This is a genomic window from Nocardioides aromaticivorans, assembly GCF_013408525.1.
Taxonomy (GTDB): domain Bacteria; phylum Actinomycetota; class Actinomycetes; order Propionibacteriales; family Nocardioidaceae; genus Nocardioides; species Nocardioides aromaticivorans.
The window spans coordinates 3235047-3254678 of record NZ_JACBZM010000001.1 but is presented as its reverse complement, the minus strand read 5'-3'; the positions used below and the strand labels follow the sequence as shown (position 1 = coordinate 3254678).

General features: G+C 71.1%; 19 protein-coding genes. 9 read left to right on the top strand and 10 right to left on the bottom strand.

Translation table 11 applies throughout. From position 1 onward, the window contains the following. Window positions 1-2 precede the first annotated feature (2 nt). A complete protein-coding gene (locus BJ993_RS15480) occupies window positions 3-1484 on the top strand; it encodes an MFS transporter (protein ID WP_179649769.1) in 1482 nt (493 codons plus the stop codon). 2 nt (window positions 1485-1486) lie between these two features. Here the strand turns inward: BJ993_RS15480 and BJ993_RS15475 are convergent, their stop codons facing one another. The 5 genes from BJ993_RS15475 to BJ993_RS15455 form a co-directional block, all read right to left on the bottom strand. Continuing rightward, window positions 1487-2227, bottom strand: coding sequence for a thermonuclease family protein (locus BJ993_RS15475; protein ID WP_179649767.1), 741 nt, complete (start codon window positions 2225-2227; stop codon window positions 1487-1489). A gap of 72 nt (window positions 2228-2299) precedes the next feature. Continuing rightward, window positions 2300-2950, bottom strand: coding sequence for a hypothetical protein (locus tag BJ993_RS15470; protein WP_179649765.1), 651 nt, complete (start codon window positions 2948-2950; stop codon window positions 2300-2302). After that, a complete protein-coding gene (locus BJ993_RS15465) occupies window positions 2947-3474 on the bottom strand; it encodes a SigE family RNA polymerase sigma factor (RefSeq protein ID WP_179649763.1) in 528 nt (175 codons plus the stop codon). Before BJ993_RS15465 ends, BJ993_RS15470 begins: the two co-directional genes overlap by 4 nt. 36 nt (window positions 3475-3510) lie before the next feature. Then, a complete protein-coding gene (gene ppnP, locus BJ993_RS15460) occupies window positions 3511-3831 on the bottom strand; it encodes a pyrimidine/purine nucleoside phosphorylase (protein WP_179649761.1) in 321 nt (106 codons plus the stop codon). Next, on the bottom strand, window positions 3828-4457 hold the full coding sequence (locus tag BJ993_RS15455; RefSeq protein WP_179649759.1) for a DNA-3-methyladenine glycosylase: 630 nt from the start codon (window positions 4455-4457) through the stop codon (window positions 3828-3830). The genes ppnP and BJ993_RS15455 overlap by 4 nt, the downstream gene beginning before the upstream one ends. 82 nt (window positions 4458-4539) lie before the next feature. Between BJ993_RS15455 and BJ993_RS15450 the strand changes: the two genes are divergently transcribed. Further along, window positions 4540-6840 (top strand): hypothetical protein, encoded by a 2301-nt coding sequence (locus BJ993_RS15450; RefSeq protein WP_179649757.1) that lies wholly within the window; start codon window positions 4540-4542, stop codon window positions 6838-6840. 22 nt (window positions 6841-6862) lie between these two features. Then, window positions 6863-7276 (top strand): (deoxy)nucleoside triphosphate pyrophosphohydrolase, encoded by a 414-nt coding sequence (locus BJ993_RS15445; RefSeq protein ID WP_179649755.1) that lies wholly within the window; start codon window positions 6863-6865, stop codon window positions 7274-7276. Between the two features lie 36 nt (window positions 7277-7312). Here BJ993_RS15445 and BJ993_RS15440 read toward each other — a convergent pair whose 3' ends face one another. Next, window positions 7313-7801, bottom strand: coding sequence for a hypothetical protein (locus tag BJ993_RS15440; protein ID WP_179649753.1), 489 nt, complete (start codon window positions 7799-7801; stop codon window positions 7313-7315). A 154-nt stretch (window positions 7802-7955) separates the two neighbouring features. Between BJ993_RS15440 and BJ993_RS15435 the strand changes: the two genes are divergently transcribed. Then, the gene (locus BJ993_RS15435) at window positions 7956-9011 is read left to right on the top strand and encodes a M36 family metallopeptidase (protein WP_308645592.1); all 1056 of its coding nucleotides are present in this window, start codon (window positions 7956-7958) and stop codon (window positions 9009-9011) included. Window positions 9012-9096: 85 nt separating this feature from the next. After that, window positions 9097-9495 (top strand): hypothetical protein, encoded by a 399-nt coding sequence (locus BJ993_RS15430; RefSeq protein ID WP_036547590.1) that lies wholly within the window; start codon window positions 9097-9099, stop codon window positions 9493-9495. Window positions 9496-9622: 127 nt separating this feature from the next. On the opposite strand, the gene BJ993_RS15425 is transcribed toward BJ993_RS15430, so the two are convergent. Beyond that, on the bottom strand, window positions 9623-12520 hold the full coding sequence (locus tag BJ993_RS15425; protein ID WP_179649749.1) for a vitamin B12-dependent ribonucleotide reductase: 2898 nt from the start codon (window positions 12518-12520) through the stop codon (window positions 9623-9625). 141 nt (window positions 12521-12661) lie between these two features. Beyond that, window positions 12662-13144, bottom strand: a complete 483-nt coding sequence (nrdR, locus tag BJ993_RS15420) for a transcriptional regulator NrdR (protein ID WP_036547586.1) — start codon at window positions 13142-13144, stop codon at window positions 12662-12664. 334 nt (window positions 13145-13478) lie between these two features. On the opposite strand from nrdR, the gene BJ993_RS15415 reads away from it, so the two are divergent. After that, window positions 13479-14033: a hypothetical protein gene (locus BJ993_RS15415; RefSeq protein ID WP_179649748.1), complete on the top strand. Its 555-nt coding sequence runs from the start codon at window positions 13479-13481 to the stop codon at window positions 14031-14033. A gap of 37 nt (window positions 14034-14070) precedes the next feature. Continuing rightward, window positions 14071-14400, top strand: coding sequence for a hypothetical protein (locus BJ993_RS15410; RefSeq protein ID WP_179649746.1), 330 nt, complete (start codon window positions 14071-14073; stop codon window positions 14398-14400). A gap of 97 nt (window positions 14401-14497) precedes the next feature. On the opposite strand, the gene BJ993_RS15405 is transcribed toward BJ993_RS15410, so the two are convergent. Further along, the gene (locus BJ993_RS15405; protein ID WP_179649744.1) at window positions 14498-14917 is read right to left on the bottom strand and encodes a LysM peptidoglycan-binding domain-containing protein; all 420 of its coding nucleotides are present in this window, start codon (window positions 14915-14917) and stop codon (window positions 14498-14500) included. A gap of 285 nt (window positions 14918-15202) precedes the next feature. Here BJ993_RS15405 and lexA point away from each other — a divergent pair, with 285 nt between their 5' ends. Next, entirely contained in the window at window positions 15203-15928 is a 726-nt protein-coding gene (gene lexA, locus BJ993_RS15400; RefSeq protein ID WP_036547579.1) for a transcriptional repressor LexA, read from the top strand. 49 nt (window positions 15929-15977) lie between these two features. Further along, window positions 15978-17609: an MXAN_6640 family putative metalloprotease gene (locus tag BJ993_RS15395; RefSeq protein WP_179649742.1), complete on the top strand. Its 1632-nt coding sequence runs from the start codon at window positions 15978-15980 to the stop codon at window positions 17607-17609. Here BJ993_RS15395 and BJ993_RS15390 read toward each other — a convergent pair. After that, the gene (locus BJ993_RS15390; RefSeq protein ID WP_179649740.1) at window positions 17587-19557 is read right to left on the bottom strand and encodes an ATP-dependent DNA helicase; all 1971 of its coding nucleotides are present in this window, start codon (window positions 19555-19557) and stop codon (window positions 17587-17589) included. The genes BJ993_RS15395 and BJ993_RS15390 overlap by 23 nt on opposite strands. Between the last annotated feature and the right edge of the window lie 75 nt (window positions 19558-19632).

Sequence of the window (19632 nt, the reverse complement as noted above, 5' to 3'; positions counted from 1 at the left end):
CCATGTCCTCGACATCCCTCAACCCCCACCAGTCCGCCGCCGGCAGCGCGATCCGCTGGTCCGGCCGCACCTGGGGCCTGCTCATCACGCTGTGCGTGGTGCTCTTCCTCGACGGGCTCGACGTCTCGATGATCGGCGTCGCGCTCCCCTCGATCGGCGCCGAGCTCGACCTGTCGACGTCCTCGCTCCAGTGGCTGATCAGCGGCTACGTGCTCGGGTACGGCGGCCTGCTGCTCGTCGGCGGCCGGACCGCCGACCTGCTCGGCCGGCGCCGGGTCTTCCTGATCGCGCTCGCCGTCTTCGCCGCGGCGTCGCTGCTCGGGGGCCTGGTCAGCTCCGGCCCGCTGCTCATCGCGACCCGGTTCATCAAGGGCCTCGCCGCCGCGTTCACCGCACCCACCGGCCTGTCCATCATCACGACGAACTTCGCCGAGGGACCGGCCCGCAACAAGGCGCTGTCGATCTACACCGTCTTCGGTGCCGGCGGCTACTCCTCCGGCCTGCTGTTCGGTGGCCTGATGACCGGCGTCGGCTGGCGCTGGACCTTCCTGCTCCCCGTCCCGATCGCGCTGCTCGCCCTCGCGGCGGCGTGGGTGCTGGTCCCGCACGACGAGCCGGCCGAGGAGGGCGGGCACGACCTGCTCGGCGCGCTGACCTCGGGTGCCGCGATGCTCCTGCTCGTCTACACGGTCGTGTCCGCGCCCGAGGCGGGCTGGGCCTCGGCCCGGACGGTGCTGTCCTTCGTGGGCGTCGCCGCCCTGTTCGCCGCGTTCGTCACGATCGAGCGCCGGATCGCGCACCCGCTCATCCGGCTCGGGATCCTGCGCAAGGCCACGCTGGTGCGGGCCAGCATCGCGATCGTCGCGGTCGGCGGGTCCTACTTCAGCTGGCAGTTCATCGTCACCCTGTTCCTGCAGGACGGCCTGGGCTGGAGCCCGCTGGAGCTGGCCCTCGCGCTGCTGCCGATCGGCCTGATGGTCACCCTGTCGGCGGTCTTCTCCGACAAGCTCGTCGACCGCTACGGCACCGCGCCGATCATCGCGGTGACGATGACGGTCATGGCCGCGGGCTACCTGCTGTTCCTGGTGCGACTCGACACCGCGCCGACCTATCTCGGCGTGCTGCTCCCGCCGCTGCTGCTCATCGGCGCCGGCTGGATCGGCTTCCCGGCCATCAACATCCAGGCCACGAGCGGGATCGACGACGACGAGCAAGGTCTCGCCGCCGGCGTGCTGCAGACCTCGATGCAGGTCGGCGCCGCGATCGTCCTCGCAGTCACCACGGCCATCATCACGTCGGGTACGACGGGCGTCGAGTCCCCCGCGGCCGCGCTCGACGGCTTCCAGCCGGGCCTGGCCTTCGCGACCGCGGTCTCGGCGCTGGGTGCGCTGGTCGCGATCGGCGGGCTGGTGCTCGACTGGCGCGGTCGTCGTACCAGCGAGGCGGTGGGCGAGGACGAGGCGGAGCTCGTCGCCGCTGCCTGACCTCAGTCCCCTCCGCAGGCGACCCCGTCGCCGTCCCGGTCCAGCCCGTGCGGGTCGGCCCCGGTGACGGTGACGGGGCCGACGTCCGCGCAGTCGAGGTCCGGCGGGTAGCGCGGGACGCACGGGTCGTAGCCGGGCTCGCAGTCGCCACCCTTCTCGCCGGTGTCGGCGAAGCCGCGGGGCTCCTCGGGCTTCGGCTCCGGCTTCGGGCAGGTGACGTCGGCCGCGGCCTCGTCGGCCGTGATGTAGCGGTCCTCGCGCGGGTGGCGGCCGTAGCCGTCGCGGGAGTCGTAGCGGGCGATCGCGAGGCCCTTGCGGATCATCCGCAGGCCGACGTCGAGGTCGCCGACCTCGACGTAGCGCAGCAACCGGCCGTACTTGTCGGCGTCCTCGTCGGACTCGACGAGGGTGACCTCCTTGCCGAGGACCAGCCGCTTCATGGCCGACTGCGCCGGGCCGAACCCGCACTCGCCGCGCTCGGGGGTGTCGATGCCGACCAGGCGGACCGTGTCGCCGCTGTCGAGGTCGATGGTGTCGCCGTCGACGACATGGGTGACGACGTACGTCGGCTCCTCGGCGACCGGCTCGACGCTGGTGGCGACCTCCGTGGGCTCCGCGGTCGCGGTCTCCGTCACCGTCTGCGTGACGACCGGGTCGCCGGCGGTGGGTTCGCCGTCGTCGATCTCGCAGCCCGCCGCCGTGACGGCCAGCGCGGCGACGAGCGCCGCCCATCCGATCCGCATCCCTGACATCTCCACCTCCCAGTCCCCGGACCGTACGACCGGGAGGCGGAGCTGTCCGGCGATTGGTGGAACTCAGCCGACGCCCGCCTGCGCCTGCGCGGTGACGGTGACGCCCTCGGCGAACTCGACCACCTGGTCGGCGGTGAGGCCCAGCGACTTCCAGGCCTGTACGACGACACGGTGGTCGCCGTCGTCGTACGTCAGCGTCCAGGTGCCGCCCTCGCTGTTGCGCAGCCAGCCGTCGAACCCTCCGACCTCCACCGGATCGCCCTCGGGGGGCGTCGTGACCGACGAGGACTCGAGCATCACCACGAGCTTGTCCTCGAACACGTCGAGGCCACTGGTGTCGCCGGCGCGGGCGATGTTGAGGTTGAACGGGGTCGCGCCCTCGAGCACGAAGCCCTCGGGGACCTTCGTGACGACGAAGCCGGGCTGCTGGGCCCCGGTGTAGGCGACCAGGTCCACGCTGGCGTCCGGGGTCTGGCTGGGCTGGGCGATGGTCGGCGGCTTCTCGCTCGTGGCGCCCTGGTTGCTGACGACGAGGGTGACGCCGACGGCGGTCACGGCGGCGACGCCGATGCCCGCGGTGAAGCGGCGGGCGGCCCGTCGCCTGGCCGCGCCACGGGCGCGGAGCAGGTCGCGTCGTACCGTCTCGTCGGTGGTGGCGGACGGCTGCGTGTCGAGGCGCTGGAGGCGGCCGGTGATGTCGTCGAGGTCGGTCATGCGAGGTCTCCTTCGTGAGGGGGCGGGACCGGGGCGGGCTCCGGGAGCACCTCGCGCAGCCGGGCCAGGCCACGAGCCGTCTGGCTCTTGACCGTGCCCTCGCTGCAGCCGAGGACCTCCGCGGCGTCCTCGACGCTCAGGTCGAGGACGTGGCGCAGCACGACGGCGGCCCGCATGCGGGGAGCCAGCGCGCCGAGCGCCGCGAGCAGCGCGGCGTCCACCGGCTCCTCCGCAGGCGCACCCGCCCGGTCGGGGAGCTCGGCGGTCGCCGTCTCCCGGGAGACCGACGGTCGCCGGCGGTGGTCGATGAAGCTGTTGACGAGGACGCGACGGGCGTACGCCGCCGCTCCCCCGCGCTTCGTCGCCCGACCCCAGGCGAGGTACATCCGCACCAGCGTCCCCTGGACCAGGTCCTCGGCCAGGTGGTGGTCGCCGGCGGTCAGCACCGTCGCCGTCCCGAGCAACCTGCTCCGGTTGCTCCGGACGAACTCCTCGAACTCCGCGTCGCGGGGCTTCGGTCTCATGTCCCTCTCACGAGTGGGACCCCGCGCGGGGTTGCATCAGCCGTAGTGGCAGACGTACCCGAGCGTCTCGGTGACCTCGATGTCGAACGACGAGTCGCCCGGCACGCTGAAGGACTCGCCGGCGGAGTAGGTCGTCCACTCGTCCTCGCCGGCCAGCTTGATGCGGCACGAGCCGGCGTTGAGCTCCATGACCTCCGGCGCGGCCGTGCCGAAGGTCAGGCTGGCCGGGAAGATCACGCCCGCCGACTTCCTCGTGCCGTCGGCGAGGAAGAACGTGTGGCTCACGCAGGCGCCGTCGAAGTAGATGTTGGCCTGCGGGTCGAGGGTGACGTTCGTGTACGACGACTCAGTGCTCACGTGCCGGAAGCGTAGTGCTCCGGGGCCGGCGCCCGCGGGCTGCGCCGGTAGGCCGAGACGGTCGGGTCGCCGTCGATCCAGAACCGCCACGGCACGTCGGCGGCCTTGGAGACGCCCACCCGCGGGCCGGTCCCGATCCGGGGCCTGCGGGCGGGCTCGGGGCCGAGGTGGACCCGCGTGTCGTGCGGGTCGGGGTGGTCGGTGTCGTCGGCGAGGAGGTCGGTCCCGAGGTCGTCGAGGGTGATCCCCAACGCCTGCGCGAGGTTGCCGGGCCCCCTCGCCAGCTGGGCGTCCCGGGCCGGGTGGTTGCGCCGGAGCCGGGCCAGGTCGAGGCCGTCGACGACCTCCCCGGAGCGCAGCAGCACCGCCGCCCCGATCTCCGTTGGCCCGGTGACGACGTTGGCGCAGAAGTGGATGCCGTAGGAGCGGTAGACGTAGAGCCGGTACGCCGGGCCGTACATGATCTCCGAGCGCGGCGTGCGCGTGAACGCGTGCGACGCCGGGTCCTCGACCCCGCCGTAGGCCTCCACCTCGGTGATCCGGACGGTGACGCCGTGACCGGTGATCGTGCGGCCGAGGAGCGCCTTCGCACGTCGTACGACGTCGGCGCGGTCGCGGGCGGGCACGTCTCGACGCTAGCAACCGCGACCTCGTCCCATTTCCGCCAATCCCCTGATTCCGTCGGGCCGCCCCGCCAAGATGCCCCGCATGGACAACCCCGGCTCGCCGAGCCCTGCTTCGCCACCGCCACCGCCACCGACCGGTCCCCCGGCGCCTCCCGCCCTGCCACCGCGGGTCGTCGCCACCACGGTGCCGACCCTGCGCAGCATCGTGCGCTCCTGCGGCGCGCCGCTGCTGGCGTACGCGATCTCGCTGGGTGCGTCGCTGGTGCTGATGGGCCTGATCGTGCTGGCGATCGCGCTCGAGGCCGACGGCTCCAGCGACGGGGACCCCTCCGGCGACATCGACATCAAGGTGATCGGGACATTGATCGGCATCCCGTTCCAGATCGCCGGCATGGCGCTGGGCGGGTCGATCGGGCTGGGCGACGACGAGTTCGCGCTGCACCTGTTCGCCCCACCGCTGTTCATCACCGCAGTGTTCGTCTTCGCCGTGCTCCGACTGTCACGGCGCAGCGAGCGCTCCGCGCCGACGAGCAGCACCCTGGAGCGGGCGATCCTCGCCGGTTGCGGTGCGCTCGCGACCGCGGTCGTCGCCGTGGTGGCTACGCGCGTCCTGGCGATGCGCGACGACGACCTCGTCATGCACTCGGCGACGGTCGGCCTGTTCTTCGGGACCTTGATCCTCGCCGGCGGCGCCGCCTTTCTCGGGCGACAGTCCGTGCACGGGGCGCTGTGGCCGGCCGCGGTTCCTGCCGACGTACGGCGCGGCACGCACCTGGTGACGCAGCACGTGCTGGCCTGGGTGGTGCTGCTGGTGCCGATCGCCGTGGTCTGGATGCTGGTCGACAGCGGCCTCGACGCTGCCCTCTACGCCCTGGTCTGGGGTCCGACCCTCGCCCTCGGCGCCTTCGCGATGGCGCACGTCGGCGCGGTCACCGCAGCGGGCGAGCAGGCGTTCGCGTGGGACCTCGGCTGGTTCCCCGCCGTCGTGCTGCCCGTGCTGGCCGTCCTGTTCCTGGTCGTCGCCTCGATCGCGTGGCACCTGCGCCGCGGTGGGGACCGTGCGTGGCTGGCCCACCCGGCCTCCTGGGCGACGTTGCCGATCGCGTACGCCGTCGGCGCGCTCCTCGTGTGCATGATCTCGACGGTGCGCCTCTCGGGCGCCCTGTTCGGCGTCGACGGCGGCATCACCTACAGCGGCGCCTACTGGCTGATCCCGGTGCTGGCGCTCTGGGGTGCTGCGATCGAGGCGCTCTCACGCTTCGTCGCACCGGCCCTCGTCGGATCGCTGCCCGACGCCGTCGTCCGACGGCTGGCGGCCGGCCCGACCCGGCCGACGCCACCAGCGGGCCCGGTCCAGCGCATCCCGATGTCGCCCGGCGATCGCGCCCGCGCGAAGAAGGGCTTGGTCGCGGCCGCCGTCATCGGTGGGCTCGGCCTGCTCGGTGTCCTCGTCTTCAGCATCGTCGGCTCGACGCTGGCCGACCCGGAGAAGCGGGCCGAGGCCTACCTCGACGCGGTCGTCGCAGGCGACGTCGACAAGGTGCTGCAACTGGCCCCGGTCGACGAGGACGAGGCATCGGTGGCGCTCCTCACCGAGGAGGTGTACGCCGCAGCCGACGACCGCATCACCGGCTACGAGATCACCGACGTCGAGGAGTTCGGCGACACGATCACCGTGACCGTGGACCTCGAGGGCCCGGAGGACGGCAACGATGTGGAGCTGACCCTCAGCCCCGACGGCAAGCGCGCGCTCTTCTTCGACGACTGGAAGGTCGACGAGGGTGGCCTGGCCCGCGAGGTGACGGTCTCGGTGCCCGACACCAGCACCTCCGTCGAGGCCAACGGCGTCACGGTCGAGGCCGATGGTGGCGAAGATGCCGACTTCTGGGCGCTCCCCGGCTCCTACGTCTTCAACCCCTACGGCGACAACCCGTGGCTCGAGCCCAGCGACGAATCCACCTCGGTCCCCGCCGCGGACTCCTTCGGCATCTACGCCGAGACCGGCCAGCCCGGACCGTCCGACCAGCTGCGCGACAAGGTGGACACCGCGATCACCGACTGGGTCGACGCGTGCATGAAGGCCACCGAGCTCTCCCCCGAGGACTGCCCGCAGGACGCCTTCGCGTCCGGCGACAAGCAGCGCAAGGTGGTCTGGACGCTCACCACCATGCCCACCGTCTCCTGGGACTACTTCGACGGGACCTTCCCGGCCAGCCTCTCGTCCGACGAGACCGGGGAGGCGACCGTGACCTACGAGTACGACGCGTCGTACGGCTTCGGCGCCGCCGACTGGACGAAGGAGACCGAGCAGGTGGACCTCTACGTGAACGCCACTGTCGACCTGGTCGACGGCGAGCCGGTCGTGACCTTCGAGACCTACTGACGCGGGCTCCTAGGCTGCCGTCATGGACGACCGCCTTCGCCAGCCAGAGATCGAGGTCGTCGGCGCCGTCATCGTGCGCGACGGCCTGGTGCTCTGTGCCCAGCGCGGTCCGGACGGGTCGCTCTCGGGCAAGTGGGAGTTCCCCGGTGGCAAGGTCGAGCACGGCGAGTCCGGCCGCCTCGCGCTCGAGCGTGAGATCGACGAGGAGCTCCGGTGCGTCGTCAAGGTGGGCGACGAGATCGCCACCACCCGGTACGACGACGGCCGGGTCGTCGTCGTGCTCACGACCTTCTGGTGCCGGATCGTGTCCGGCACGCCGCAGCTGACCGAGCACACCGCGCTCCGCTGGGTCGCACCGGGCGCGCTGGATGGGCTGGACTGGGCGCCGGCGGACGTACCGGCCGTGGAGCTGGTCGCGACGCGCCTGGCGCCCTAGGACGTCGTCGACGCAGGGCCGTCGGCGAGCGCCGGGTCAGCGGAAGGTGTACTCGCCGATCCGTGTCCCGTCGAACGCCTTGGCGCCGGACGGCAGCTTGAACTCGGTGTCACCCTGGACGGCGTTCCTGCCCCGCAGGAAGCACGACGTCGGCAAGGAGATCGTCACCGTGTCGGTGGTCAGGTTGTAACGGCCACTGACCGCCACGATGCACGACGAGGCATAGACCATGCCGAGCTGGGGCGAGTACCGCCACCAGCCCGAGCCGGTCCGCAGCGTGAAGTAGGCACGGTCCGTGCTCCGCCACTTCAGCCCCGCCTGGTGGAAGCGGAAGTACGCCATCCCGTTCGACTTCCAAACGGTCATCTTCTCGATCTCGGCCGTCGACTTCGCGCGAGCAGGAGGCGCGTTGCGCACCTGGGCGTCGGTGTTCGAGTCCTCGATCGTCATCGTCGCGGCGTGTGCGGGGGCGGCGGGAAGGATGACAGCGAGGGCCATCACCATCGCGACGACGTACTTCTTCACTTTGTTCTCTCCCGAGATCGAGCAACGAGGAACTGGCGGGATGCATGCTCTCATGGGCACCCCTCCCCGGGGCCCGCCACCTGCAGACAACCCGGCAAAAACGAGTCGCTCGCAGCCCTCCACGCGGACTTCGTCCGGTGTTAGTGTCCCGAACGTGCAACTTCGCCCGGCCCTGGCCACCCTCGCCGTCGTCCTCACGATCTCCGCAGCGGCCGCGCCGGCCGGCGCCAAGCCCGCCGCGGGCGTCACCACCGGGAGCGGGCTGGTGTTCAAGGTCAACCCGGTCCAGTCGAGCGGTGACGAGTCGCTCGTCGATGCCAAGGACTCGGCGAGCGCGGTGCCGAGCAGCGAGTACGCGACCGTGCCGCTGCGCAACCTGGACGGCTCCGGCTACCTCCGCGGCAGGTGGGTCACCGTCGAGTCCGCGACCGGCACGCCGGCGTACTCGGCGACGGGCGTCTACAACTACAACCGCAAGGACGACCAGTTCGAGCAGGTGATGGCGTACTTCTGGGTCAACCAGGCGCAGGAGTACATCCAGTCGCTCGGCTTCGGCTCCACCCTGCGCCCGGTGGTCAAGCAGTCGTTCAGCGTCAAGATCGACCAGTACGGCGGCGACAACAGCTACCAGACCGACAAGCCCTATCGGATCCGCCTCGGCAAGGGTGGCGTGGACGACGCCGAGGACGCCGAGGTGATCGTGCACGAGTACGGCCACGCCGTACACGCCTCCCAGGTCCCCGGCTACGGCACCTCCCTCGATGCCGGCTCGATCGGCGAGGCGTGGGGCGACTACCTCGCCGTGTCCGTCGGCCTCGACGCCGCGGAGGAGTACGGCTGGCCCGTGCAGGCGCCCGAGGCCTGCGTCATGGACTGGGACTCGACGTCGTACACCTCGGGGCCGGTGCACTGCCTGCGCCGCCTGGACACCGACCTCACCGTCGCCGACCGCAAGGGCGAGGTCCACTACGACGGCCAGATCTGGAGCCGCGGCCTCTGGGACGCCCGCGCCGGGTACGAGGCCCTCGGCCTGACCTCGCGCGACTTCGACACCACCGTCATCGACGCCCAGTTCGACTTCGCCCCGGACACGTCCTTCGACGCCGCGGCGACGGCGATCTACGACAAGGCGCTGGTGCGGGACGGCGCTGCTGCTGCGGACGTCGTCAAGGAGGCGTTCGCCGCGCGGGGCATCGTCGTGACGCCCTGAGGACCGGTCGATCCACCCCGGACCAGCCACCCACGGTGGCCGTCGGGATGCGAGCCGCGCGGAACTCTGGTGAGACGATCGCCAGGTGAGCACCCTGACCAACGGCGACGCCATGACGCGGGCCCAACTTCTCAAGTTCGACTCGCTCTGGAACGACCGCGATCGCGACCACATCGCCGCGGACGTCGAGGCCCTCGGCGGCGTGACCTTCACCTACGCCCACCACGGGTGGAACCGCAGCGTGCTCGTCCACGACGCCGACGGTGCCGAGGTGATGGCCGTCGCTGCCGGTCTCGTCCACTACGGCGCCGGGATCACCCGGCCGGACAGCGAGCACATGGCGTCCCACGGCGGGCACGTGTGGCGCACCTCCCGCAACGGCAAGACCGGCGGGCAGTCGAAGACCGCCCCCGACCCGACCGGCGGGAACGCGATGTGTGACGCCTGCTTCCTGCACCACCCTGCGGGCGAGTGCGACCGCTGACCATCGTGTCGAGTCGTGTGCCTGAGACAGCCGGATAGGCGGGTCTCAGGCACACGACCCACGACGACGTACGACGCCGACGGCCCGGCCCCTCCGAGGAGGGACCGGGCCGTCGTACGTCGATCGATCAGCTGCAGCCGGAGGTGCTGCCGCAGCCCTCGCACACGTAGCACGAGCCGGCGGGACGCATCTTCGTGCCGCAGGTCATGCACAGCGGGCTGTCGACCGCGTGGCCGGTGATCTGCTCGAGGAGCTCGGCGGTGGTCTTGGCGACCTTGACCTCGGGCGCACCGGCGAGGGGGTCCTCGTCGACCTCGGCCTCGACGACGTCCTCGACCACCGGGGCGGTCTTGGCGACCGGGGCGGTCTCGACGAGCTCGGAGGCCGAGCCGGTCTCCTCGACGGGCTCGTAGGAGCCGGTCTCGAGGTGGCGCTGGCGCTCCTCGGCGGAGTAGATGCCGAGGGCGGCGCGCTCGTCGAAGGAGAGGTAGTCGAGGGCCAGGCGGCGGAAGACGTAGTCCATGATCGACTGCGCCATCCGGACGTCCGGGTCGTCGGTGAGGCCGGCGGGCTCGAAGCGGAGGTTGGTGAACTTCGAGACGTAGGTCTCCAGCGGGACGCCGTACTGCAGGCCGATCGACACCGCGATCGAGAAGGCGTCCATCACGCCGGCCAGGGTCGAGCCCTGCTTGCCGAGCTTGAGGAAGATCTCGCCGAGGCTCTCGTCCTCGTGGGCACCGGAGGTCATGTAGCCCTCGGCACCGGCGACGGTGAACGACGTGGTGCGGGCCAGGCGCGACTTCGGGAGGCGCTTGCGGGTCGGCGCGTAGACGACCTTCTCGACGACCTTCTCGACGACCTTGGTCTCGGCCTCGGCGGCGGCGTCGGCGGCAGCGGCGTCCTTCTTGGCCTTGCCGCCACCGTCGGCGAGGGGCTGGCCGACCTTGCAGTTGTCGCGGTAGATCGCGGTGGCCTTGAGGCCGAGCTTCCACGACTCCATGTAGATCTGCTCGATCTCCTCGACCGTCGCCGACTCCGGCAGGTTGACGGTCTTGGAGATGGCACCCGACAGGAACGGCTGGCAGGCGGCCATCATCTTGACGTGGCCCATGGGCTTGAGCGCGCGCTCGCCCATCGCGGTGTCGAACACCTCGTAGTGCTCCGGCTTGAGGCCGGGGGCGTCGACGACGTGGCCGTGCTCGCCGATGTAGGCGACGATCGCCTCGATCTTCTCCTCGTCGTAGCCCAGCTTCTTCAGGGCCCGCGGGATGGTCTGGTTGACGATCTGCAGCGAGCCGCCGCCGACGAGCTTCTTGAACTTCACCAGGGAGAAGTCGGGCTCGATGCCGGTGGTGTCGCAGTCCATCATGAAGCCGATGGTGCCGGTCGGCGCGAGCACCGAGGCCTGCGCGTTGCGGAAGCCGTTGGTCTTGCCGAGGTCGACGACCTTGGCCCACTCCTCCGTGGCCAGCTTGTGCACCTCGGCGTCGGCGATGTGCAGCGGGCGCACGTCGTCGTTGGCGGCCTGGTGCTTGCGCATCACGCGCTGGTGGGCCTCGGCGTTGCGGGCGTAGCCGGCGTACGGGCCGACGATCGCGGCCAGCTCCGCCGAGCGACGGTACGACGTGCCGGTCATCAGCGAGGTGATGGTGGCCGCCATCGCGCGACCGCCGTCGGAGTCGTAGCCCAGGCCCATCGCCATCAGCAGGGCGCCGAGGTTGGCGTAGCCGATGCCGAGCTGGCGGTAGTCGCGGGTGGTCTGGCCGATCGGCTCGGTCGGGAAGTCGGCGAAGCAGATCGAGATGTCCATCGCGGTGATGATGAACTCGACGGCCTTCGCGAAGAGCGGCGCGTCGAAGGTGTCGTCGTCGCGCAGGAACTTCAGCAGGTTGAGCGAGGCGAGGTTGCACGAGGAATTGTCGAGCGACATGTACTCCGAGCACGGGTTGGACGCGGTGATCCGCCCGGTCTCGGGGTTGGTGTGCCAGTCGTTGATCGTGTCGTCGTACTGCAGGCCCGGGTCGGCGCAGGCCCAGGCGGCCTCGCTGATCTTGCGGAACAGGCTGCGGGCGTCGACGGTCTCGATGACCGAGCCGTCCTTGCGCGAGCGCAGGCCGAACTCGGTGCCGTTCTCGACGGCCTTCATGAACTCGTCGTTGACGCGGACCGAGTTGTTGGCGTTCTGGTACTGGACGGAGGTGATGTCCTTGCCGCCGAGGTCCATGTCGAAGCCGGCGTCGCGCAGGGCGCGGATCTTGTCCTCCTCGCGCCACTTGGTCTCGACGAACTCCTCGATGTCGGGGTGGTCGACGTCGAGGACGACCATCTTGGCCGCACGACGCGTCGCGCCGCCCGACTTGATGGTGCCGGCCGAGGCGTCGGCGCCGCGCATGAAGGAGACCGGGCCGGACGCCGTACCACCGCTGCTGAGCAGCTCCTTGGACGAGCGGATGCGGGAGAGGTTCAGGCCGGCACCGGAGCCGCCCTTGAAGATGAAGCCCTCCTCCTTGTACCAGTTGAGGATCGAGTCCATCGAGTCATCCACCGACAGGATGAAGCAGGCCGACACCTGCTGGGGGGACTTGGTGCCGACGTTGAACCAGACCGGGGAGTTGAACGAGAAGTACTGGTTGGCGAGCAGCCAGGTGAGCTCGTGCTCGAAGATCTCCGCGTCGGCCGTGGTCGCGAAGTAGTCGTGCTCGATGCCCGCCGCGACGTAGCGCGAGACGACGCGGTCGATGAGCTGGCGCAGGCCGGTCTCGCGCTCCGGGGTGCCGACGGCGCCGCGGAAGTACTTCGTCGTGACGATGGTCGAGGCGTTCAGCGACCAGAAGTCGGGGAACTCGACACCGAGCTGCTCGAAGACGGTCTCGCCGGTCTTCCAGTTCGTCTGGACGACGTCGCGGCGCTCCCACGTGATCTCGTCGTAGGGGTGCACGCCCTCGGTGCTGAAGATGCGCTCGATCTTCAGGCCCTTGCCGGCGCGTGCGCCTGCCTCGGTCGGGTTGCTGGCCGTCTCGGTCATGACTCTCCTGGTGCTGGGTGTCGGTGTCGGCGTGATGCGTCGGTGCTGCGGTCGTGCGGTGAAATGCGTGCCCCGGTCCGAGGGGCAGGGACGTTGGTGGCCCGGCAGGCAGCTTCCCCACTACCTGCCGGGCGTCTGTGGTCAGCCCGTCGGGGCTGGGTCACCCTGCAACTGGCGCTCGGCGCGCAGGAGGGCGATCTCGTTCTCGAAGTCAGCCGCGGAGTCGAACCCGCGGTAGACCGAGGCGAAGCGGAGGTAGGCCACCTCGTCGAGGCGGCGCAACGGGGTCAGGATCGCCAGGCCCACCTCGTGGGCCGCGATCTCGGGGCTGCCGGCCAGCCGGAGCTGGTCCTCGACCTCCTGGCCCAGCAGGGCCAGGTCGTCCTCGCCGACCGGGCGGCCCTTGCAGGCCTTCCGGACGCCCTGGACAGCCTTCTCGCGGTTGAACGGCTCGGTGGCGCCGGAGCGCTTGAGCACGGTGAGCTGCATCAGCTCGACCGTCGTGAACCGCTTCTCACAGCTCGGGGACTGGCAGACCCGCCGGCGGCGGATCGAGCAGCCGTCCTCGGCCACCCGGGAGTCGAGGACCTTGGTGTCGTGGTGCTTGCAGTACGGACAGTGCATGGTTCCTCCTCCCCCGGTCGGCTTCGCCGCCTGACGGTCGGCCCTGTGGAAACCAGGGCGCCGACTGTGCAGAACGAGCGATGATCTGTGCATCTCCACCCCTCGTCCTGTGGACTAGATGTGGAGAACTACATCGTTGTAACTACTAGATGTAGTGGTAACCGTACGCCCCGGCCACCACGGGTGCAAGGCCGGGGGGCCACGACTTGCGCGAACTTTTACCTGTACCCGCGTTTGCGCAGGTCACGCGGTGGACGAGGCTGTTCGACAGCAGTTCCCGACCGGCGTGTCTCGGGTCGCGCCGACCTCCCCCCACCCCCCAGGAGCGACCCCCATGTCCAGCTCGAAGACCGCCCTGCGCACCCGGCCCCGCCTTCGTCGTACCGTCGCGGCCACGGCCGCCGCGCTCGCCCTTCCCCTGACCCTCGCCGGCTGCGGCGACGCCCTCGAGAACGCCGCCGAGAACGCGGCCGAGAACGCCGCAGAAGACGCCATCGAGGACGGCAACGGCGGGGACGTCGACGTCGACCTCGACGACGGCGAGGTGAAGGTCGAGAACAGCGACGGCTCGGTCGTGATCGGCGGCGGCGACCTGCCGGAGGGCTTCCCCGAGGACGCCGTCCCGCTCGTCGGCGAGGTCAAGTCCGGGACGGCCGTCGACACCCCCGACGGCACCGGCTGGACCATCGGCACCGAGAGCGACGGCAGCGCCGAGGACGTCTTCGCCGAGGCGGTCGCCGAGCTCGAGGACGCCGGCTTCACCAACCAGAGCAGCCTGGGTGGCACCAGCGCCAACCTGACCAGCGAGAAGTACGGCGTCGTGCTCAACGTCTCCGACTCCGGGACCGGCGCCGCGGTCGCCGTCTACGTGGTCTCGGAGGTGCCCTGAGTCGCGGGTCAACCAGCCATCAGTCAGAATGACCGCCGTGACAGGTGGAAAGCGCGCGGGCGGCAAGACGAAGGCGCGCTTCCGTCCGGACCTGCTCGCCCTGGCCGTCGGGATCACCTTCGCGCTGGTGGCCTGGGGATACCTGGTGCTCGCGGCCATCGACTTCGGCGCGACCGCCCGGCACGACGGCAAGGGCAGCGCCTGGCTGTTCCTCGCCGTGGCATCCGCCGGCGCCATGCTCTGCCTCTTCCTCGCCTTCATGCTGGCGGTGCGCCTCTCACGGGCCGTCGGCCTGACCTCCTCGCCCGAGCCGAAGGCGAAGCGGGACCCGAATGCGCCGAAGGGTGGCAAGCGCGCGGCTCGCTGAGCCGGGCCTGCCACCCTTCGCCTTTCCCCTGCTCCGCTGGGGTCGAGTCAGCGGAGTAGCTCCGCTGGGGTCGAGGCAGCGGAGAGTCGGTACGCCGCTAGTGCGCGGCGGGGATCCGGAGCTGCTGGCCGGCGTAGACCATGCTCCCGTCGAGGGTGTTGAGGTCCTGGATGTCGGCCATCGCGCCGCGCACGTCGCCGCCGCTGGCCGCTGCGACGTCGCTGGCGATGTCCCACAGCGTCTCGCCGGGGGCGACCGTCACGACGTCGACGGCGGGTGCGCCACCGCCGTCACGGGTGGCGGCGGAGCCGGCGGCGATCGCGACGGCGAGAGCGGCGACGACCGCGAACGCGAGGAGGAAGACGACGACACGACCCCGGCGGGTGAGCCGGACCCGGCCCGCCCCGCGAGCTGGCTGCGCGACCCGGCGGGTGGCGGCGACACGGGAGGTGCCGACGCGCACGGCGTTGCTGCGGCCGGCGCTGACGCGGTGGGGGGCGATGCTGATCGTGCTCATGTCTCATGTCCTCCGGGGAAGTTGTCGGGAACTGTCTAGTGACGGGGTCCGACTGAAGGTGTTCGATCAGGCGTTCGATCGAACATGTGTACGAGGTTAGATCACACGTTCGAACAAATCCAGCACCCGTTCGAAATCGTGTTCGAAGGGCGTGTCGCGACACGCCGTTCGAACAGATGTTTGAAACGCCGCCGCCGGATCGGTTAGCGTCGTCACATGCAGCCGGTCGGCTGATCGGGATGTCCGATCAACGGCCGGGACATCTGAGCGAACGGGAGGCACCCCATGGCGGAGCGCAAGGCAGGACGCGGTGTGACCGAGCTGCCGGACGGTCCCCCGGACGCGACCGGCCTGACGCCGCGCCAGCAGCGGGTCCTGGCCCACATCAAGGACAGCATCGAGAAGCGCGGCTACCCGCCGAGCATGCGCGAGATCGGCCAGGCCGTGGGGCTGACCAGCACGTCGAGCGTCGCCCACCAGCTGCGGGTCCTCGAGGAGAAGGGCTACCTGAAGCGCGACCCCAACCGGCCGCGTGCCCTCGAGGTCTTCCTGCCCGAGGTGATGGCCGCCCGCAAGGCGATGGGCTCCGCCGAGGAGACGTCGTACGACGAGACGGGCATCGGCGACGCGGCTCCGGTGCCGGCCAACGTGCCGGTCGTCGGCCGGATCGCCGCCGGCGGCCCGATCCTCGCCGAGGAGCGCGTCGAGGACGTCTTCCCGCTCCCCCGCCAGCTCGTCGGCGACGGCCAGCTGTTCCTGCTGGAGGTCAGCGGCGAGTCGATGATCGAGGCGGCCATCTGCGACGGCGACTACGTCGTCATCCGGCAGCAGCCGACCGCCGAGAACGGCGAGATCGTCGCCGCGATGATCGACGGCGAGGCCACGGTGAAGACGTTCCAGCGCAAGGACGGGCAGGTGTGGCTGCTGCCGCACAACCCGGCCTTCGAGCCCATCGACGGCACCAACGCCACGATCCTCGGCAAGGTCACCGCGGTCCTGCGCCGGGTCTGACATAGGGTCAGGGGGTCCCTGTCGGCAACTCGGTGAGGCCCGTTCCCCCATGATCCGTCCCCGCACCCCCTGGTCGGCGCTCGTCGCGCTGCTCGCCACCCTGCTCGCGACCGCCCTCGCGGTGACCGCGCTCGGCGTCCCCGCCCGCGCGGCGGACCCGGACCCGGCACCGGACGCCGAGGAAGTGGCCGAGCACGCGCTGGAGACGGTGCAGGACCTCGTCGAGGCGCCGGTCGAGCCCGCCGACCCCGCCGCCGGCGACGTCGAGGGCAAGAACCTCACCCTGGCGCTGCGCGACCTCGCGGTCACGCGCGGCGACCTGCCCGACTCCAAGCGGGCGACGGCCGCGCGCCTGCTGGCCCGGCCGACCGACAGCGCCTCGGAGTGCCTCAACGAGGACCTCGCCTGCTACGGCTCGCACACCGTCAAGCGCAAGTGCAACACCGTCGTGTGCGTGCACTGGGTGAGCAGCGGCACCAACGCGATCCCCACCGAGAACGACGGCGCCGGTGGCGCCTTCCCCGGCGTGGCCGGCGGGACGCCGGACTACGTCGAGTTCACCCTCGACACGATGCGCAACGTCGCGAACACCTACGTCCGCGCGGGCTACAAGAAGCCGATCTCCGACGGTGGGGCCGACGGCAGCTCGCTGCCCGACGTCTACCTCGGCAACATCGGCAGCGCCGGTGCCTACGGCTACTGCACCACCGACGAGGACGTCTCGGGCCACGTGGCCGCGCCGGCGTACTGCGTGCTCGACAACAACTACGCCGAGTTCGGGATCCTGCCGCGCTCGGCGCTGCGGGTGACCGCGGCCCACGAGTTCTTCCACGCCGTCCAGTTCGCCTACGACGTCAACGAGGACGGCTGGATCATGGAGGCCACGGCCAGCTGGGTCGAGGACGAGCTGTACGACGGCATCAACGACAACCGCGCCTACCTGCCCTACGGCCCGCTCGCCAAGCCGAACCAGGCGCTCGACGCGTTCACGCAGATCGAGCCCTACGGCACCTGGATCTTCTTCCGCTACCTCTCCGAGCGCTACCCGACCTCGGTCGCCGGCCTGCCGACCATCGTGCGCGACATCTGGCGTCGTCTCGACGACGGCGGCTCCGGTGACGCCAACACCTACTCGCTCCAGGGCCTGGTGGACGAGCTCGCGGCCAAGGGCACGAACATCTCCACCCAGCTCGCGACCTTCGGCATGTGGAACCGCCGCCCGCTCCTCTACGAGGAGGGCAGCGCCTACCGGCCCGCGCCGCTGCGCAAGACGTACACGATGACGTCCTCGGCGCGCACCCGGTCGGTCGGCTTCAGCCTCACCCACCTCGCGACCGGCACGTACCGCTTCACCCGCGGGTCCGGGCTGGTCACCTCGAAGGTCACCGTCGGGCTGAACCTCAACACCCTGTCGATCGGTGCCGCGGCCGTGATCACCGTGAAGCGTCGCAACCAGGGCGCGGTCTCGCGGGTGGTGCCGCTCACCAGCGACGGCAACGCCTCGGTCAGCTACGCGTTCGGCTCGACCACCGAGTGGATCGAGGTCACCGTGGCCAACGGCGACACCCGCTACAACTGCGGCGACATGGCCGACGACCAGCAGTCCTACCTCTACACCTGCCAGGGCACGCCCCAGCAGGGGTCGAGCAGCCAGGCGATCAGCGTGAAGGTGACTGGCTGAGCCTGGCCAGCGCCTGGCGCACCACCTGCGGGTCCGTCGTCGGCCACATCGGCGGCAGGCTCGCCTTGAGGAACGAGCCGTAGCGGGCGGTCGCGAGCCGCGGGTCGAGGACGGCGACGACGCCGCGGTCGCTCGTCGTCCGGATCAGGCGGCCGGCACCCTGCGCCAGCAGCAACGCGGCGTGGGTGGCGGCGACCTGCATGAAGCCGTTGCCGCCCGCCTGGTCGGCGGCCTTCTGACGCGCGCTCATCAGCGGGTCGTCGGGTCGCGGGAACGGGATCCGGTCGATGATCACCAGCTGGCAGGTGTCGCCGGGGACGTCGAGGCCCTGCCAGAGGCCGAGGGTGCCGAACAGGCAGGTGTGCGGGTCCTCGACGAACTGCCGGGCGAGCTCGGGCAGCTGAGCCTCGCCCTGCGCGAGCGTGGTCAGGTGCGGCAGCGCCTTGCGGACGTGCTCGGCGGCGGCCTCGGCCGCACGCCGGCTGGAGAACAGCCCGAGCGTGCGCCCCTCCGCGGCGTCGACCAGCTGGGTGATCTCGTCGAGCTGGGCCGGGCCCAGTCCGTCGCGGCCGGGCGGCGGGAGGTGGCGGGCGACGTAGAGGATGCCCTGCCTGGCGTAGTCGAACGGGCTGCCGACGTCGATGCCGCGCCACGGCTGCTCCTCGTCGGGCATGGGCTTGAGCCCGACCGAGCGGCCGACGGCGTTGAAGTCGCCGCCGAGCATCAGCGTCGCCGAGGTCATCACGACGGTGTTGTCGGCGAGCAGCTTGTCGCGCATCTGCCCCCAGACCTGCAGCGGCGCGATCGCCAGCGTCGGCGGCATCCGGTCGCTGCCCTCGGTGCGCCACAGGACGTCGTGCTCGGAGTTGGCCGCCATCCGCTCCGCGGTCGCGAAGACCTCCTGCACCATCCCCTTCGCCTGGGTCATCGCCGCGTCGGGCTCGCTGCCCGCCTCGGCCTTCGGGAACGCCGAGATGCACGCACGGGCCGCGTCGCGGACCAGCGCGAGCGCGTCGGCGAGGTCCTCGGGGAGCCGCTCGAAGCGACCGGCCGGGGCCTCGCTGACGGCGGCCCGCAGGGCGTCGGCGGCGTCGGCCAGGTCGTCGGCCTCGTTGCCCTCGACATGGCGCACGCTGCGCCGCGCGGCCCGCTCCACCTCCGCGGCCCACAGCTCGTCGGTCGCCGCCTGGGTCACCCGCGCGGCGAGCTCGTGGGCCTCGTCGATCACGACGGCGTCGTAGTCGGGGATCATCGGGATGCCCTCGATCGCGTCGATCGCGAGCAGCGAGTGGTTGGTGACGATCAGGTGCGACTTGTGCGCCTTCTCCTTCGCCCGCTCGGCGAAGCACTCCTGGCCGAACTGGCACTTGCTCGCACTCAGGCACTCGCGCGCCGAGACGCTGACCTGGCGCCACTCCTTCTCGGTGTGCCGCGGAGCGTCGTCGCGCTCGCCGCTGCCGCCGGCCTCGGCCGCTGCCTCGGCCCACGTGCGCAGCTCGAGGACCTTCGCGCCCATCGAGCCCTCGGGGATCTGGATCAGCTCGCCCTGGTCGTCGGGGGCGCCCTCGCGGATCCGGTGCAGGCAGGCGTAGTTGGACCGCCCCTTGAGCACGGCGTACGACGCGTCGAGGCCGGGGGTCGTGCCGACGGCCTTGACCAGCCGGGGCAGGTCGCGCTCGACCAGCTGGTGCTGCAGGGCCAGGGTCGCCGTGGCGATCACGACGCGCTTGTCGTGCAGCAGGGCCGGCACGAGGTAGCCCAGCGACTTGCCGGTGCCGGTGCCGGCCTGGACGAGGAGGTGCTCCCGGTCGGCGAAGGCCTGGGCGACCGCCTCCGCCATCGCGACCTGGCCCGCCCGCTCCTGGCCGCCGAGCGCCGTCACGGCCGTCGCGAGCAGGTCGCGGACGGGCGAGGAGTCGACAGCCGGCCTGGCCGATGGGGAGGTCACCGGAGAACCCTAGAGGGCGGGACCGACCATCCCGGGAGGCCCTCCACAGGCCACGCCGACGCATCCGGTGAACGT